Here is a 15,493-nt window from a genome sequence, read left to right on the forward strand (position 1 = left end):
GTCTAGCGTCCGATTTTATCCAGCAGTTGATACCAAGCTGCTACTGTCCGGACGGCTGGCGCTCTCATCGAGAAAAAAGGAATGCCTTCTGGCTTCTGGCGCTGCATCAGCGCCAGATCGGGCTTTTCGCCTTGCAACAGGTCAATCGCGTAGCGCCCAAGAAGACTCGACATTGCAATGCCGGTTCCGTTGTAGCCGAGCGAAAACGCAACATCCTTGTTTATCAGTCCAGTTTGAGGAAGGCTGTCCATAGTCATAGCGACAAGCCCCGACCAACGATTGGTGACCCTGTATCCGTTCAACTGCGGGAAGGTGTCATACATTGCTTTGGCAAGGGTCGAATAAGCGGCAGCAGAGTCATTTTTGCCGAATGCGCCTCTCCCACCAAAAAGAATGGAGTCTCCGCTGCGTCGGAACCAGCGCATCATTCGGCGCGTCTCGCTGTAGCTCCGATTGTTGCAAAGAATGTCGTCAAAAACAGAGGCAGGCAGCGCTTCGGTCGAGATGATTGCGCTTCTAAACGGAATGATTGTCTTTCGCACATCATTGGTAACAGAGGTGATGTCAGAGTAGGCATTCGTTGCGATCAAAAGTTGTTTGCATCTGACCGATCCATCTTTCGTATAAATACGTCTTTCCGAACCTTCTTCGATCATACGAAGAGCAGGACTGTTCTCATAAATCAGGCCTCCGCCCACGAGCACTGCATTGGCCAAACCTCGGCAGTAATTGAGAGGATGAATGATGCCGGCATGGGAGTTCAAAACGCCTCCGAAGAAGCGCGTGCTCCCCGTCTCACTCGCAACTTCATTTGCATTAAGTACGGTGATACTCGTATCGCCGAATACGCCTCGGGTCGTATTTGCTTCTTCCACGAGCATCGCGAACGCGGCCTTGTTATGCGCACAGCGAATGTTTCCCGTTTTGGAAAGATTTGCATTTCGGATCTGAAACCGTTCGACATAATTTTCAACGCAATCCATCGCCGCATGACCGAGCGTGTTCATGCGTTGAGCGACTTCCTTACCGTGAGCTTGCGCCATGGTGCTTAGCGATACACGATACTTCGTCGACACCACCCCGCCGTTTCTTCCAGAGGCTCCGAAGCCGACTTCTTCTGCTTCAAGGACGACAGGCTTCAACCCACGTTCGATCGCTGTTATTGCTGCAGATAACCCAGTATATCCACCCCCGATGATGACCACGTCGGCCGCAATATCCTCTTCCAGTGTATTGCAGTTCAGGGGTGGCGTTGAAGTCTCACGCCACAATGATCTAGATAGGGCGAATTCTCGCATCTGGAAAAACTCTGAGCTTGCTTACAAGTTATTGTCTCTCACCTTCGACTGCATCAGCGAGTTCCCTCAATGTCGAAAAATGGAAATCCGGCTTCGTTACAACCGTGGGAACTGGTGTTCCACCAAAACCCTCGAGACCCTTTCGGCGCTCGATCCAGCAAACCTTGTACCCAAGTTCTCTAGCGACGCCAATATCGTGATACTGGCTTTGGGCCACGTGCAGAATTTCATCCTGCTTGAACCCGAAAGCCGATTGGCGCCCAAGGTTGTAGGAAAAGAAACGCGAATCTGGTTTCGGATACTGGGCATCGTCAGCAGTGACGCTGTCATGAAAGGGATTGCCGAGTTTGTTCGCGTTTGCGCTGAAGCCGACCCGATCATAATTGGTCATGGCAACCAGTCTGAAGTGTCTGCGCAATCGTTTGAGGGCTTCAGCAGAATCCTCGAATGCGGGGAAGTCAAAGAAATGGCTATGGAACTTGTCACCCGCAGCGCTGTCGTCCGACAGTCCGAGTTCCTTGGCAGCGTAGAGATAAACGTCGCGCATGACTTCACTCGCACGTCCCGGAAACCTTTCTCTCGCTTTGAGATAGGGCTGGAAAATCTGGTCGTCAGTCAGTGTCTTTGCAGCATCTCCTCCTGCGGAGCGGAAACCGTCCAGAATACCTTTCTCGAAGTCGATACACGTTCCCACAATATCAAAAGTCAGAACTTTAAAATTTTCGAAGGCCATGAAAATTGTCTCTCCTGTTCCGGGCAAAAGCCAGCTGTCTGGCCACTTTGGGATGCCAGGGACAACTTCATCAATTCTAATAATAGTCATCTCGGAGGTTACATTTTGTAATGTCACACATTCGACGGCTTCTTCCATCCCTCAACGCACTTGTCGCTTTCGAGGCAGCGGTCCGGTGCGGAACATTTGCAAACGCAGCCCGCGAGCTCGGAGTAACAAGTCCCGCCGTTAGCCGGACTATCGGACGATTGGAGCTGCATCTAGGTATGCAGCTTTTCAAGCGAACTCCAACGGGAGCAGAACTAACGGAACATGGGGGGGATCTCTTTGCTGAAGTCTCTAAAAGCTTTTCCAATATAGAACGTGTTTTAACCGGGATAAGGCAAATCGCACAAACGAAGCGACGGACGGTGCGAATATCGGTCTCAGGAGCTTTCGCAACGCATTGGTTTATGCCGAGGATGAATAAGTTTCAGGTAGCATTTCCAGATGTAGAGATTCAGTGGCAATTGATCATTGGTCCACTCGATTGTCCGGTTAGCGACGCCGATATCGCGATGCGGTTCGATCCGAAAGTGGATGATCGGCATCGAGTTTACCCTCTTATGCCAGAGCTTCTGATGCCTGTGCGATCTCCTGCGTTCGACTTAAATTCTACACAATCCCGGTCGGGTTTGAATCAGGTGATTACCCTCAGTGGGTCGCAGTTCAGATGGGCTGATTTGTATTCTGGAGATGCGCTCAAAGAGATAGCGCGGGAGCTTCAGTTCTCCGATTACAATGTCGTTGTTCAGGCCGCACTTATGGGACAAGGCAATGCTATCGGCTGGCTAAGTGTCGTGTCGACGTTGCTAGCTAACGGTTCGCTGGTTCCGTCGCATTCAGTTGTGGTTACAACCGGAAGACGTTGTGATTTGGTGACTTCAATTAAACCGAACGAATTCGTCATTGACGATATTTGCGACTGGATCGTGGATGAATATCGGCGGGATGTGAGAGAGATAAACAAGACTTACGAAGGATTGATTGAGGAGTTTTGAGATTCCAGACCACACGCCTAGCAAGGTCATTCTCGATCCGGAAATTTCGAGAGCCCCCGCGGGCACGTGGAGATGTTTTGGGGTTCGTATCCAGTCCAGACACAATTGAGCGATCCGCGCCTGGAAGAAAAAGGCCATTGGTTGCTGGAGACACATTTCGAAGAATTGCTGCCAATCATCCGCTGCTTTCTCATGCGGGCAATGTCAGCCGATGAGCCATTCTGATCGTCCTCGTGACTGATACGAAGTCCGTATTGCGGCCGTGCAACTGTGATCATACGGTCACCTCCGAACAACAGGCGTGCTTTTCAACGCACAGTATGTAAACTGACAGCGTTCAATGCTGAGGGAGGAAACGCCGGTGCCCCGATTTCTCGCTGTTTACACTATGAAGCCCGAAGACCTCGCTTCATTTCGACTCCTGTCCAAAGCCGAGCAGGATGCTGTCGATGCGGCCGGCATACCACAATGGGTGGCATGGGAAGAGCGCAATGCCGCGTTCATCCTTGATCGCGGCGGTATGGTGGGCAAGACGACGCGTGTGACAAAGGACGGTGTCACCGAAGCGGTGAATCCGTACTGCGGCTATCTGGTCGTGGAAGCGGAAACGGCTGATGCCGCCGCAAGGATGTTTCAAGACCATCCGCACATCACTGTGTTTCCGGGCGACGGCGTAGATATCATGCCTTTTCTGACGTGAATCTCCTTGAACGAGCGCCGTCTGCCTCAATCTTTTACCAACCCAGGATCCGGGCGTGTGACTGTCTCGCGTGGGAAACGGACTAGCAAAACTCGGGCGATTGCGCCGAGGAGTTATCTTTCGCTGGGACCAAACTTCGGCAGCTTAGCGGCTTGTCTTTCTGTCGTTCGATTGGATGATCGCCTCAAAGAAGCCTTTTTGGCACAAGTTGGCTAAATGTCGGGGAAGGGGCCAGACCGGCAGGTTTGAGAACTTAGTTTAAGTTGCTTCAGATGGCCAGACACTGTCCAATACAGCTGTCACGCGCAACAATAAGCTTTCTAGTTCACCACATTGGGTGCATGTGGCGCGGTTCTTCAATGGTCTGCGGTGTTGGAGAAAGCGCATCGCGATACATGACGCATTCGCGCGCTCAGCTGCATCCTGCATCGAGCATGATCACCCGACTCTGTGCCATTTTAACCCAAAGTCGGATCTGATTTCGCGGCGCATCATTTGTGCTCTCTGTCCAGGTTACATAATTCAGGCTCACTTCGTCATAAGGGAAAGCAAGTATTTCCCCTTTCGTGCGCTCCAACACAAGGCCGGTTTCAAAGAAATGCGCAAGCCCAGTGCCCGACATGATCTAAGCAGCGACACCTGCGGATACGAACAGTCCGAACGCCAGTACAGCAAGGTCGACACTCAGGCTCAAAAGCTTGCCCAACCAGGGGCCAGGCAAGCAGAAACCGGCAGCCAGAAAAGGCAAGGGGGCAACGAACACGGCGACCAGACCGGTAATCATCCAGACGCGATCATGGTGACGATTGGCACGCAAACTACGTTCCCAACCTCCAAACCCCGCGTCCTGCGCGGCAGCTTGGGCTCGATCGGTCAGAGCCTGGTTATCTCGCTTCTCAGTTCGCACAACCGTATTCATCCTGAATTGGCCCTGGAAAACTGTTTCCCCGAACATGTAGCGGTATTGTTCTCATCTTCCATTCTGATTGGAACGCCATATTCGCATACCACGTCAACCATTAGGGTATGAGCGTGAGTTACTTCCATTCACATGAGGTCGCGGTACACTGGAGCGAAATTGAGCCATTGGCGCAACGCCACCTGTTATGTCAGGATTTTTCAAATGCGCGAGGATAGAAGGCGACAAAGTGGAAGCTGGTGGAGCTAATGCGGTGCTATGGCTTTGGTCTTGTACAAACTTTCACCGATAAACGCCGCGTCTAAGCGTGGCAAATTTGATGTGTTCACCGCCTCCACCGTCAGATGTGAAGACATCGCAAATCGGGCCGAAATAGTTTGAAATAATTGCGACCTGTCCTTTTATCTATCGCTGTTCGTATAATGCTTTTTCGCTAGATTCTCGAAAAAAAAGAAAAATACAATCAATATTAACACGATGATGCCGCAAGTTATCGCGGTTTTGGGCCAGCCGTTAATCATCCCGCTAACGCCGAACGTTGTTGCTAGTAAAATCGCCAAAAGAACAAATTTTCTAAGCACTGTGGGCCCTTTCGGTGCGTTGCCGAGGTATAGTCGATATCGAAATGATGACCTATGTTGGACCTGCGCAAGTCAACTGGACCTCGATTTCCCGATTGGCGGCCAGTCCAGGTTCGCTCGCAAGAACGAGCGACTTTGTTGCATTCTTACTGATCACGATAACGCCTTGCTGTAATACTTCTCGCACGCCTCCTATATTGACGCTGCTCATATAGGTTGCCCGCGCAGAGAAACATCCGCAGTCACCAATTGGCTTGTATAATTGAAAACTGGTTCTGACTGAAACCAGGTTCGTTATCGTCTCAGTTTCTGCGGCTTTGACCGTCACGCATGCCGCCAGTCTATTCTGAAAGGCAACGCCGCCAGTATCTTCGGCGGTGGCCGCACTGCAGAGCAATGCGGATGAAACCGCGCCATAGATCAAACCTTGCATGGACGGCTCCTCGTTTGTTGCGGTGGTAATTTTTTAATGCAGCTTAGAATATCAACATCGCAAACGGGAACTTCGGACCGTGTTGCTGGCTCATCCAGCCACCGATGATACGCGCTACGAATCTCCACGTCCTTATAACTGTAGATTTTCACCTTCTTGTCGATGCGGCTCGCCTGCAGCGCTTTCGGGGTTACGGCCATATGAAAGGCAAGCTCATTGAACTGCCAGACTTTCCAGTCCTTTTGCCGCTCAATGACCCGTACATGATAATAAGGATCATCTGCTCGCTCCGGTCGTACTTTATAGACGTCGGCCCACCGCACCATTTTCGGTGAAACGGATAAGACGATGCTTTCCTGCTGTTCCTGGGCCAAAACTGGAGTGACAGCGAGAACGCCAAAAACTGCCAGAGAAACGAAAGGTCTCAATAGTTTCGACATTCATTTCCTTCCATCAATTGTCCCATCCTTCATTTTGAAGCGGCCAATATTGTTTGGTCCTCCAATATCTGGAATCGCTATCCATGACGAAATTGGCTGATCTCCAAAGTAAGATGGGGAACAGGAAAAAACAAACGCCAATTTCTGCCGAACGATGTTAGTGGCTTTCAACAATAATCCAGCACATATGAGTTGGCAAAGCAGATATCGGCGTAGAATGCCCGTCAGACTCTTCACACATTCTGGCTAATGTTGAGATGTGGTGAGCATTGAGTAAGATAATCAGTATGAGTATTGATTCTCTACCGCCAGACAGATCGGCGACCTTGCTATGGCAATCAGTTGCACCGGTCACAGCAGCAGTCATCGTAGTTCTTGTCGCCTCGCAAATCCCCTTGCCTGGCATCGATACGTCTGTACTGGCCGAGCAGGCGATTTACTCTCCTAACGGTGCGCTGGTGCGTTTCTCAATCTTTGCGCTTGGGGTAATGCCGCTCTTCACTGTGCTTGCCCATGCGGAAATTGCGAAACTGATCTTTCCTCCTTTGGCGCGTTGGCAGATTGCCTCTTCGGGAAATGCTTTTCGGATTAGCGTAGTCATCAAGTCCATTGTCCTCCTTTTTACTGCCATCCAGGGATACGGCATGATGAGCGCACTGGCGGCCATGGACCTCGTGGATGGATCTCCTGGAGCGACGAGTGTCGGAATCGTGTCATTCGTCGGCACTACCGCAGTGCTGATCTGGCTAAACGACATGGCGCGCTTCCCCAATTTGGGCAATGGCGTCTGGTTGCTTCTGGCGATCCCGCTTCTCGGCGCATTACCGGTTGATCTCGTCACATCAATCGAACTGACGCGCTTTGGCGCGGTTTCTGCCATGGACTGGCTGATCGCCACCCCTGTCATCCTTCTGGCTGTTTGGATGATCGTTGTCGCCAACACACTGTTATCAGGAAAGGGTGGTGAAGCAGCGCCAACACTTTCGCTGGCGGTTCTGCTCTGGCCGCCATTTCTCGCCAGTACCGTTGCCGGCTATTTGTTCATCGTCCCGCTGATCTTCGCTCCGGAATTGTTTTCCGACGCGCCCTGGCTGCTGAACTTGGCGGCTCTGGCACTGTCCGCCCTCCTCATCCCGCTTTTCGTCCACGGCTATTATCGGCTCATTTCAGTCACTCAGCCTGAGATGGCGTGTGGCGAAATCAGATCGATCCTAGTTGCGGTCGCCGGCGTTCAAATCCTGGTATGTATAGGAATGGGCATTCTGAGACAGGCTACATCTTTTTCGTTCATTCCCAGTGGCGGGATGCTGATCGTTTGCGTCACGGTCCTGCTCGCTTTCAGATCGTTGCTGGACGAATGCTCCGGGGTGGGCGCGTGACAGGTATCGCAAGGATCATACTGGGATTTGCCTTGTCACCTCTTGCATCGGGTGTACTGAACATGATCCTCATGGGAGGCTTTCGCGGCTTCCCGATAATTATGTTCAGCTATCCACTCGCATTGATGTTCGGAAAACCTGCATTCTTCGTTGCCCGATATCTTGGGTGGCTGAGCTTAAGGGCTGTGCTCCTTGGCGGTGCCGGACTTGGGTTATTCGTGTGCTGTGTGATGGTCGCGCTTGATGGCGGATATCACGGGCGCCCTTCGCCGATCATTCTTGGCTTTGCAGCGATGGCGGCTCACAGCGCCGTTGTCGCAGGGCTGTTCTGGTTCATCGCCTTGTGGCCGCGCAACGAGCATAAAGCTCCACCTTCAGGACCACAGAATTGATTGCAGAAATTTTTGCTACACATCGCCGCTCTCGGAAACTCAAATTTAGGAATGCCCAAAAACTATGAAGCACCCCTTCTCAACTGCCTGTCTGATTGCAATATTACTATCGGCGAGTGCTCCGTCCTGGGCTGACACTGTTGAAACGTCTGTTCAGAACGCTTTTGATGCAATGACGTCTGCCCAAAGCGAAGAAGCATATTTTGCTGCAACGCGTAGCATTATTGCACTTGGCCCTAACGCGTTGCCGAGTCTGACAAAACGTCTAGCTGCAGCCAAGGACGACGATGAGCGTATCGAGGTCACCTATCTCCTTGCCGGAATTGTTGGTCCGATGAAATTCAAGCGAGAGCCGATCGAGTTGCCGCCCGAACTAGTCTCTCTTATCCGAAGACTTCTTTTTGAAACGAGAAATCTGCAACTTGAAGCCAATCTTGCCAATTTCACCGTTGTAGCTCCTCATCCCGCCGAATTCGGTCCGGGATTACTCGCCCTGCTGGAGCGAACGGAAAACGAAGCCTTGCGAGCCACCACTTCGGCAGCAATCGTCTATCAGGGGGCAGAGGTTCTACCTCTTGTACACAACGCATTCTACGACAGCACCAATGACAGGTTCAGCGGAGATCTGGCACATTTGCTCGCCGATACGGACCTCAGTGAACGGTCGATTGCCAAAATGCAGGATTTGCTTAAATCCGACAACGCCGGCGCACGTCAGTCGGCTGCGCGAACACTCGGGAAGGCGGGCTTAAAAAATGACGCTTTGCTGGAATCTGCCTTGAAAGATCTCACTTCCGCCCAAACAGAAGTCGAATTGAGCCTCGCCGCCGGTAAAGTCAGGAAACAGACCGACGGCAGCGATCGCGTCGCCAGTGCGCTTGCCGATGCATTCAACCGGGCACATAGGATTGAGGAGAGAGCCGAACTTGTATCTGCACTGCGGGCCACCGGCGAGCCCGGTGAGAAACAGTTATTTGCCGCTTTGCAGGCTTCCAACAATCCGGAAGAGATAACTGATATAATGAGGCTTACGAACAGTAGCTTTCACAATGATCCACGGTTGTCCTCCGCCTATATAGCCATCCTGAAGCGGACTGACGACGAAAAGGTAAGCGAGGCTGCAATCTTTGGTCTCGTGATGACGCGAACGACCGGCCAGGGAGCCATAAAAGCGGCATTAGACGAGAAGTCAGTCGATGATCGTTTACATCGCAGGCTCTTAAAAGCGGCAAGATCTTTTCCCTCGGTTACAACTTCAGACTGATGGTAGGCCGTTTGGTTCATAGGGAGATTTTTCACTTCAAAAAACCTGCTCAAAACGCATGCCTGCATGGGTATGAGGATGATTGCAATGGATTATGTTATGACAAAACAGCGTTTCCGCATTTTGATACTTTCCTACATTGCAACGCTTGTGGCCACAGCAGTTGATGCAGTGTATTTTCCAGCGCAGGTTTCGAAAGAACTGGCAGCGGCATATGCCAAGGAGGCTTTGCCTCCGTTTGTATTCAGTCCTGCCGTTTTCCTGGTTCTGGCAGCAGTGTCGCTTGCTGCAATAATCATCCCGCCAGTGTCTTTATTCTTCTTCAAGAAATGGGGGCGATGGCTCGGGGTCTGTACGACCATCGTCATGCTCGTTGGCCTACCATTCCTTGGCCCGTCGCTCTCGTCCGGCTTCGGAACGGCCGTGTTGCAATTGTCAGCAGCGCTGTGGGGGGCGGTTTTGGCATTGGCATATTTCTCCCCCATCAGCCGAGATTTTCACTAACCTCTCCTTCAGGTGCTTTGGGTCGGACGGCGCTATAAATGATGGGCAACGGGTCTGATGGGGTCAACGCCAGTATTCTGATTCGAGCCCATCGCCCGAGACGTCGGCCCTCATCTGAGCGGCGGATTGTCAGTCAGTAACCTGAACTTGACCGCAACGCCGTTCGCCCATTTCTCGGAAATAATGGAGCCGGAAGCTGTCGATCCGATATCAGGGCGAACCATCGGATAGCTGGGTTCGTTATCCGCAAGTACGTTACAAACATGCAGGCAGCCCAACACGGCTGGCTTTGCGGATACGGCGTTGGGAACTCGAGTTGCACGATTGTTTTTCTGTTGTGCAGAATCAAGACAGCCTTTAAGTATTTTATGGGTCTATTTTGAAGACCGTTCATTCCGAATGTATTACTATGGGAATAAAATGAGAATCTTGCTCACCACACTCGGTGTTGTCCTTGCGATAACTTCCACAGCCATCGCTGAACGAAAGCCAACCATTCTTGATCTTGTTGAGAAAGGCTATGAAATCAAAACGTCAACTGGAAACTATGTGTTTCTGCAGAATGAAGAAAAGGTTTATATGTGCTCATTTCTTCAGGTAAGTGAATATAATGTTGCTTCAGGAGAGATTGATGCCATCAAATTCGATTGCGCCGCTGTTAAATGATGGGCGTGGAGAGGTTTGCAGCCGCCGTACCGTTATTGTTCAGTATCCAACCAGCACGGTCGGATGAAAAAGAATGAAGATGGTCGTGTTCATTCTCGGAGTAGCTCAGATCCTGATTGGGTTATTGTTCATTGTTGAAGCATCGTCAGTACAACGACTGATACTTGGTACGATATCATTTGGGCTTGGATCCGTTTGTTTCGGCATTGCAGTGATCATTGGTCGGCTGGACGAAATCCGTGCAAGCTGCGGTGGTTCCAAACCCCGATGACAAACCGATGATCCATATCAACCTCACAGAAACCTAGTGCCCAGCCTGAACTGGTTTGAGTTTGTTTAAGACGGTTAACTTCAGTTACTAGCGATAGTCGGTGTGCTTGTCATGTTGCATGACGGCGGCCCGACCTGTTGCTGAAACATGAAATAAGCGAATTGCTGGCTCCAGCGATAGGCATCGTAAATACACAACTGGTACTGGCGCGCAGGTGTTCCTCCTGATGGTTGTTGCCTTTGGTATCTAAGGTGCCGAAATTTTACGAACGTCATTTCTGAAAGGTCCTAAACATGAATAGCGCGGACGGAATTAGCGCATCGGTGTATACACGATGGCATCAATTGGCGGTGCCTATTGCCTTTGCGCTGAGTGCGGGAAGTTTTCTGTGTGTGATTTTCAATCGTGGTTCGCTGGTAATGGCGGGAGTAGTTGCTCTGCTGGGCCTCTTGGTACCATTGCTTATAACCTTCAAAGTCTTTCCAACCCGCAATCTGATTAAGGTCACATCCGATGGTTTGGAGTTTTCACGCCGTGCACCAATTGCATTTTCTGACTTGACGAGTTGGGGTGATGACAATCTTCTCAAGCTGGTTCGCTCTGGTTATCCAACGCTGCTCGTAAGTCCGTTGGATTTGCCTAACCGGAAACGACTGTTCAGCGAATTTCGAAATGCGCTCGAAGAATGGCAAAAGAAGCAACAGCAGACCAAGAAACAAGTACACCGAACTCATTTCTACGGATCGACGGGTGCCCGCGTTATAGGTGCACTGATTGCTGTCTTGGGTGCTGTCGCGGCCATAATGGCAGTGAATCTGCGTGAACCTTCAATTGCACTCACCATCGTCGCTGTTTCGGGGGCGTTGTTCGGGTTAACGATGTTGTTTGGTAAGCGGGTATGAAGCTCTTGGTGAAATAACTTCCGGATCGGGGCTTCATATAACCTGCCTGTTTACACATCGCTTTTGCCCAGCAGCGGCAGTTCCCCTAGTCGTCCGAGGCTTTCTTTGTCTCAAAGGGGATTGGAAGTGGCCAAGTAGTAATGCGAGAAGGGGAGAGCTGGCTCGGGAAATTTGAACAGGGGGGATAAGTGGAATTTCTGCCTGACTTCGGCTTAGATGCCGTGAACAGGAGATACCATGACGAGACGACCGCGCCGGAACCATAGCCCGGCTTTCAAGGCAAAAGTGGCGCTCGCCGCCATTCGAGGCGAGCAGACGCTGGTGGAACTGTCCCAACAGTTTGACGTGCACGCCAACCAGATCAAGCAATGGAAAGACCAGCTCCTTGAGGGGGCGACAGGCGTTTTCGGCGATGAAGCGAAGGCGGAACCGACGGGTCCAACCGTCGATGTCAAAACGCTGCACGCCAAGATCGGGGAGCTGACGCTGGAGAATGATTTTTTAGCCGGAGCGCTCGGCAAGGCGGGATTGCTGAGCGGAAAGAAATGATCGACCGCGAGCACAAGCTGTCCGTCGTGCGTCAGGCGAAGCTTCTCGGCTTCAGCCGTGGCAGTGTCTATTATTCGCCGCGTCCGGTGTCTGACGGCGATCTGGCTCTGATGCGCCGGATCGACGAGTTGCATCTCGAATACCCGTTTGCCGGAAGCCGGATGTTGCAAGGGCTCTTGAGGGGAGAAGGGTTACAAACCGGTCGACTGCACGTCGCCACGCTGATGAAGAAGATGGGCATCGAGGCGATCTACCGTCGCCCGAACACGTCGAAACCGGCACCTGGGCACAAAATCTATCCCTACCTCCTGCGCAAGCTGGCGGTTACCAGACCCAATCAGGTTTGGGCGATGGACCTGACCTATGTTCCGATGGCTCGCGGATTTGTCTATCTCTGCGCCGTTGTGGACTGGTTCAGCCGGAAGGTTCTGTCGTGGCGACTGTCGATCACGATGGAGGCAGCCTTCTGCATCGAAGCAGTCGAGGAAGCGCTGGCCCGTTATGGCAGACCCGACATATTCAATACCGATCAGGGCTCGCAGTTCACCTCGATGGACTTCACGACGGTGCTGAAGAAGGCGGAAATCGCCATCTCGATGGATGGCAAGGGTGCGTGGCGGGACAACGTCTTCGTCGAGCGGCTCTGGCGTTCGATCAAATACGAGGAAGTCTACCTCCACGCCTATAAAACAGTGTCCGAGGCCCGCGCTGGCATCGGCCGCTATCTGACCTTTTACAATAGCCGACGCCCACATTCATCCCTTGACCGGCAGACACCGGATCAGGCCTACTTCAACGCGCTGGCACCAATGATGGTGGCGGCATAATCGAGGCGGAAATCCACTTAGCGAAACGCCCGAAACTGTTCAGACAAACCGAGCCACCTCTGGGCGACTGATCTCACGACTGTTTTGCGCTTTCAATTCAGTCATTGGAGCAACGTTCACACGTTCCCGAAACAGTCTCTCCTTTTAGGTAACTAGACAGTCTTACTTGAGCGAAGCGATTGAATAACTAGACAGATTCCGAAATAACTCAAGCAGCTGCAATTTAAGCTTTGCAAATTGCAGATATTGATCCTTATGCCAATGAAATTGCTTGCCACGATGAGAATTGGGAGAGCAAACTTTGCGTACTCGGCGGCACACTGCTACAGAGGGGCTTATTAGTCTCCCGGATCTGCAGAAGGTAAAGGCAAGATACTGGGGACGAGAAAAGCCGCCGACTGTCTTGCAGCCGACGGCATCATCTCTAAAACCCAACGAGGGGTTTCAACATCGACTACTTATATGCGGAAATCACGATTTCGATCAGGGTATCCCCACCTAAGTCGGCAACGCCCACGGTTGCACGGGTTGGCAGCAGCGAAGGATCGATCCATTCCTTCCAGACCTTATCCATTTCGGGCTTCTTGTTCAGGTCGGTAACGAAGATGGTGGCTGCCAGAAGCTTGGTCTTGTCCGTGCCTGCCTGCGCCAAATAGCTGTCGAGCTTGGCGAGGATTTCGCGGGTCTGGCCAGCCATATCCAGGCTTTCGTTATCACAGGTGGTTCCACCGACATAGACAATACCGTTGTGTTCGACGACGCGATGCATGATCGGCGTCTGAATGAAACGCTCAGCCATAGTTTGATCCTTTCAGATGGTTGGGGGATTTTCCGGTTGCTCGCCGGTAACGGCGAAAACAGCATCGGGGGTTTGAGGTAAAGCTGCGATTTCGCAGAGCGGCACCGGTTTCACCGGGGCGCGCAGACGATAGAAGCCGACGGTTTCCGGCGCGCGGTTTTGGACCTCGGCCAGGATTTCCGTGACAGTGGAACTGCACAAGCGTCCCTGACAAGGACCCATGCCGCAGCGGAACATGGTTTTAAGCTGGTTGGGCCCGGCAATATTGCAGGCTGCTGCGTCGCGGATTGCGCCTGCATTCACTTCTTCGCAACGGCAGACAATCGTGTCTCGATCCGCCGGTGCGCGAAACGGATGTGCAGGCATATAAAGCGCATTGATGAAGGCGCGGCCGCGTTCGAAGCGCCGGGCTTGCGCATGCAGCTTTGCGATTTTCGATTTCAACGAGGCGGCCAATTCCGGAAAGATATCCCGACAGGCCGCGAGCGCAGCAATGCGCCCGCTCTGTTCGGCAACCAATGCACCACCGATACCGCTGCCGTCACCGGCAATATAGATGGCTGCAACAGACGAACGGCCATTGCCGTCGAGTTGCGGTTGAAAACATTTTTGGCCGTCGTTCCAGACAAGCGCGCAGCCGGAAGCATTGGCGAGATTATTATTCGGGATCACACCCTGATGCAGGAATACGCTATCGACGGGAATCCTGTGCGTCTTGCCCTTTGCCGAAAAGCAGATCGTTTCTGCCTCGCCTTCTCCCTCAATGGCTATATCGGTGACACCGGAATAAACCGGTACTGACTTGCGCACCGTCAAAAGCAGGGACAGTCCCTTCAAGGCATAGGGCGAGAAAAGGAACGAAAGCAGGCTCGGCGCAGCTTTCGCAAAATTTGCGCCGGGCGTCGTGTCGAGCAGTGCGGCAACCTTGCCGCCCGCCTGCAACAGCTGCGCGGCGAACATATAGAGTAGCGGTCCGGTTCCTGCCAGAACCACGCGTCCGTTGGGTACAAGGCCGGAAGACTTGAGCGCAATCTGCGCGGCTCCGACAGTCATAACCCCCGGCAAGGTCCAACCTTTGACTGGCATCGGGCGCTCCATTGCACCCGTTGCGAAGATCACGCGACGTGCAGAAACAATCCCGCTCTTGCCACCCACCGATACGCGCAACTCGACGCTGTTGCTGTCGCCGTCCTCCTGCGGATCCACACTCCATACCAGAGCCTTTGGCACATAGGTCGTAGTGCTGGCGAAAAATGCATTCAATACGTCCTTACCCCGCCAGTAATCGGCACCGAGAAATGGCCTGCGGGTAGCCGTATTGTGTTCGATGCCGCGGTAAATTTGCCCACCGGCGGCAGGGTTCTCGTCGAACAGAACTACGCTTGCGTCCGCGGCACTTGCCTCTGCGGCAGCCGACATGCCTGCTGGACCGGCGCCAATAATGGCGAGATCGTAGAATGCGTCGAGCGCATGAATATCGGAAATTCTCTTGAGCATCGTCGTCACGGCTCCACCCGACGTGCGCCGGACTGGGAAGAAATCACCATTCCATGTGCCACTTGCGTCATGCAGGCTTGACGGTTCTGCACGCCATCAATGGTGACCAGACATTCAAAACAGATACCCATCAGGCAATAGGGCGCTCGCGGCTGATCACCAACGACGCTGTTTCTGAGCCGGCTTATACCCTCTCCAAGCAGCGCTGCGGCGACTGTTACATTGGCAGGCACCGTCAAGGTACGCGCATCGAATGTGATCGTCACGGTTTCCCCCGGTGCTTGAGTTTTAAGGAACAT

At 52.4% G+C, this 15,493-nt stretch carries 17 protein-coding genes; 9 read left to right on the forward strand and 8 right to left on the reverse strand.

What is annotated here, in order from left to right:
• Window positions 1-2 precede the first annotated feature (2 nt).
• Window positions 3-1,298, reverse strand: coding sequence for an NAD(P)/FAD-dependent oxidoreductase (locus CQZ93_RS15195; protein WP_105543497.1), 1,296 nt, complete (start codon window positions 1,296-1,298; stop codon window positions 3-5).
• A 28-nt stretch (window positions 1,299-1,326) separates the two neighbouring features.
• Window positions 1,327-2,031 carry an HAD-IA family hydrolase gene (locus CQZ93_RS15200; protein ID WP_105543498.1) on the reverse strand — a complete coding sequence of 235 codons (705 nt, stop codon included), beginning with the start codon at window positions 2,029-2,031 and terminating at the stop codon, window positions 1,327-1,329.
• A 110-nt stretch (window positions 2,032-2,141) separates the two neighbouring features.
• On the opposite strand from CQZ93_RS15200, the gene CQZ93_RS15205 reads away from it, so the two are divergent.
• Both CQZ93_RS15205 and CQZ93_RS15210 read left to right on the forward strand, forming a co-directional pair.
• Window positions 2,142-3,071: a LysR family transcriptional regulator gene (locus tag CQZ93_RS15205; protein ID WP_105543499.1), complete on the forward strand. Its 930-nt coding sequence runs from the start codon at window positions 2,142-2,144 to the stop codon at window positions 3,069-3,071.
• A 361-nt stretch (window positions 3,072-3,432) separates the two neighbouring features.
• Window positions 3,433-3,771, forward strand: a complete 339-nt coding sequence (locus CQZ93_RS15210) for a hypothetical protein (protein ID WP_181153405.1) — start codon at window positions 3,433-3,435, stop codon at window positions 3,769-3,771.
• Window positions 3,772-4,396: 625 nt separating this feature from the next.
• On the opposite strand, the gene CQZ93_RS26385 is transcribed toward CQZ93_RS15210, so the two are convergent.
• The 3 genes from CQZ93_RS26385 to CQZ93_RS15235 form a co-directional block, all read right to left on the reverse strand.
• Window positions 4,397-4,588, reverse strand: a complete 192-nt coding sequence (locus CQZ93_RS26385; RefSeq protein ID WP_146114453.1) for a hypothetical protein — start codon at window positions 4,586-4,588, stop codon at window positions 4,397-4,399.
• Between the two features lie 735 nt (window positions 4,589-5,323).
• Complete coding sequence (locus CQZ93_RS15230; RefSeq protein WP_105543504.1) at window positions 5,324-5,704, reverse strand: DUF2195 family protein; 381 nt, start codon at window positions 5,702-5,704, stop codon at window positions 5,324-5,326.
• Complete coding sequence (locus CQZ93_RS15235; RefSeq protein WP_105543505.1) at window positions 5,692-6,144, reverse strand: DUF5086 domain-containing protein; 453 nt, start codon at window positions 6,142-6,144, stop codon at window positions 5,692-5,694. Before CQZ93_RS15235 ends, CQZ93_RS15230 begins: the two co-directional genes overlap by 13 nt.
• A 269-nt stretch (window positions 6,145-6,413) precedes the next feature.
• Here CQZ93_RS15235 and CQZ93_RS15240 point away from each other — a divergent pair, with 269 nt between their 5' ends.
• The 7 genes from CQZ93_RS15240 to CQZ93_RS15280 all read left to right on the forward strand — a co-directional run bounded on the left by CQZ93_RS15240 (window position 6,414) and on the right by CQZ93_RS15280 (window position 12,898).
• On the forward strand, window positions 6,414-7,523 hold the full coding sequence (locus tag CQZ93_RS15240; RefSeq protein ID WP_210201102.1) for a preprotein translocase subunit SecY: 1,110 nt from the start codon (window positions 6,414-6,416) through the stop codon (window positions 7,521-7,523).
• Window positions 7,520-7,915 (forward strand): hypothetical protein, encoded by a 396-nt coding sequence (locus CQZ93_RS15245; protein ID WP_286153672.1) that lies wholly within the window; start codon window positions 7,520-7,522, stop codon window positions 7,913-7,915. Before CQZ93_RS15240 ends, CQZ93_RS15245 begins: the two co-directional genes overlap by 4 nt.
• Window positions 7,916-7,979: 64 nt before the next feature.
• Window positions 7,980-9,179: a hypothetical protein gene (locus CQZ93_RS15250; protein WP_105543508.1), complete on the forward strand. Its 1,200-nt coding sequence runs from the start codon at window positions 7,980-7,982 to the stop codon at window positions 9,177-9,179.
• Between the two features lie 78 nt (window positions 9,180-9,257).
• On the forward strand, window positions 9,258-9,683 hold the full coding sequence (locus CQZ93_RS15255; RefSeq protein WP_146114454.1) for a hypothetical protein: 426 nt from the start codon (window positions 9,258-9,260) through the stop codon (window positions 9,681-9,683).
• A gap of 420 nt (window positions 9,684-10,103) precedes the next feature.
• A complete protein-coding gene (locus CQZ93_RS15260; protein ID WP_105543510.1) occupies window positions 10,104-10,349 on the forward strand; it encodes a hypothetical protein in 246 nt (81 codons plus the stop codon).
• Between the two features lie 564 nt (window positions 10,350-10,913).
• Window positions 10,914-11,522, forward strand: a complete 609-nt coding sequence (locus tag CQZ93_RS15270; protein ID WP_105543512.1) for a hypothetical protein — start codon at window positions 10,914-10,916, stop codon at window positions 11,520-11,522.
• A 237-nt stretch (window positions 11,523-11,759) separates the two neighbouring features.
• A protein-coding gene (locus tag CQZ93_RS15280) for an IS3 family transposase (RefSeq protein WP_105541261.1) occupies window positions 11,760-12,898 on the forward strand; the annotation gives its coding sequence in 2 pieces (ribosomal slippage) (window positions 11,760-12,027 and window positions 12,027-12,898; 1,140 coding nt in all).
• 454 nt (window positions 12,899-13,352) lie between these two features.
• On the opposite strand, the gene CQZ93_RS15290 is transcribed toward CQZ93_RS15280, so the two are convergent.
• Genes CQZ93_RS15290 through CQZ93_RS15300 form a run of 3 tightly spaced genes read right to left on the reverse strand, consistent with a single transcriptional unit; the run spans window position 13,353 to window position 15,493 of the window.
• Complete coding sequence (locus tag CQZ93_RS15290) at window positions 13,353-13,697, reverse strand: RidA family protein (protein ID WP_105543514.1); 345 nt, start codon at window positions 13,695-13,697, stop codon at window positions 13,353-13,355.
• Between the two features lie 12 nt (window positions 13,698-13,709).
• The gene (locus CQZ93_RS15295; RefSeq protein ID WP_181153474.1) at window positions 13,710-15,194 is read right to left on the reverse strand and encodes an FAD/NAD(P)-dependent oxidoreductase; all 1,485 of its coding nucleotides are present in this window, start codon (window positions 15,192-15,194) and stop codon (window positions 13,710-13,712) included.
• Window positions 15,195-15,199: 5 nt separating this feature from the next.
• Window positions 15,200-15,493, reverse strand: a complete 294-nt coding sequence (locus CQZ93_RS15300) for a (2Fe-2S)-binding protein (RefSeq protein WP_105543516.1) — start codon at window positions 15,491-15,493, stop codon at window positions 15,200-15,202.

Origin of the sequence: Ochrobactrum vermis, from assembly GCF_002975205.1 — a bacterium.
In the GTDB taxonomy this organism is placed as follows: domain Bacteria; phylum Pseudomonadota; class Alphaproteobacteria; order Rhizobiales; family Rhizobiaceae; genus Brucella; species Brucella vermis.

What these genes read in the sequence shown, in the direction of transcription:
- CQZ93_RS15300 (WP_105543516.1), bottom strand. Translation starts at nt 15,493, where the DNA reads ATGTTCCTTAAAACTCAAGCACCGGGGGAAACCGTGACGATCACATTC.
- CQZ93_RS15230 (WP_105543504.1), bottom strand. Translation starts at nt 5,704, where the DNA reads ATGCAAGGTTTGATCTATGGCGCGGTTTCATCCGCATTGCTCTGCAGT.
- CQZ93_RS15290 (WP_105543514.1), bottom strand. Translation starts at nt 13,697, where the DNA reads ATGGCTGAGCGTTTCATTCAGACGCCGATCATGCATCGCGTCGTCGAA.
- CQZ93_RS15195 (WP_105543497.1), bottom strand. Translation starts at nt 1,298, where the DNA reads ATGCGAGAATTCGCCCTATCTAGATCATTGTGGCGTGAGACTTCAACG.
- CQZ93_RS15250 (WP_105543508.1), top strand. Translation starts at nt 7,980, where the DNA reads ATGAAGCACCCCTTCTCAACTGCCTGTCTGATTGCAATATTACTATCG.
- CQZ93_RS15255 (WP_146114454.1), top strand. Translation starts at nt 9,258, where the DNA reads ATGATTGCAATGGATTATGTTATGACAAAACAGCGTTTCCGCATTTTG.
- CQZ93_RS15235 (WP_105543505.1), bottom strand. Translation starts at nt 6,144, where the DNA reads ATGTCGAAACTATTGAGACCTTTCGTTTCTCTGGCAGTTTTTGGCGTT.
- CQZ93_RS15270 (WP_105543512.1), top strand. Translation starts at nt 10,914, where the DNA reads ATGAATAGCGCGGACGGAATTAGCGCATCGGTGTATACACGATGGCAT.
- CQZ93_RS15260 (WP_105543510.1), top strand. Translation starts at nt 10,104, where the DNA reads ATGAGAATCTTGCTCACCACACTCGGTGTTGTCCTTGCGATAACTTCC.
- CQZ93_RS15200 (WP_105543498.1), bottom strand. Translation starts at nt 2,031, where the DNA reads ATGGCCTTCGAAAATTTTAAAGTTCTGACTTTTGATATTGTGGGAACG.
- CQZ93_RS15205 (WP_105543499.1), top strand. Translation starts at nt 2,142, where the DNA reads ATGTCACACATTCGACGGCTTCTTCCATCCCTCAACGCACTTGTCGCT.
- CQZ93_RS15295 (WP_181153474.1), bottom strand. Translation starts at nt 15,194, where the DNA reads ATGCTCAAGAGAATTTCCGATATTCATGCGCTCGACGCATTCTACGAT.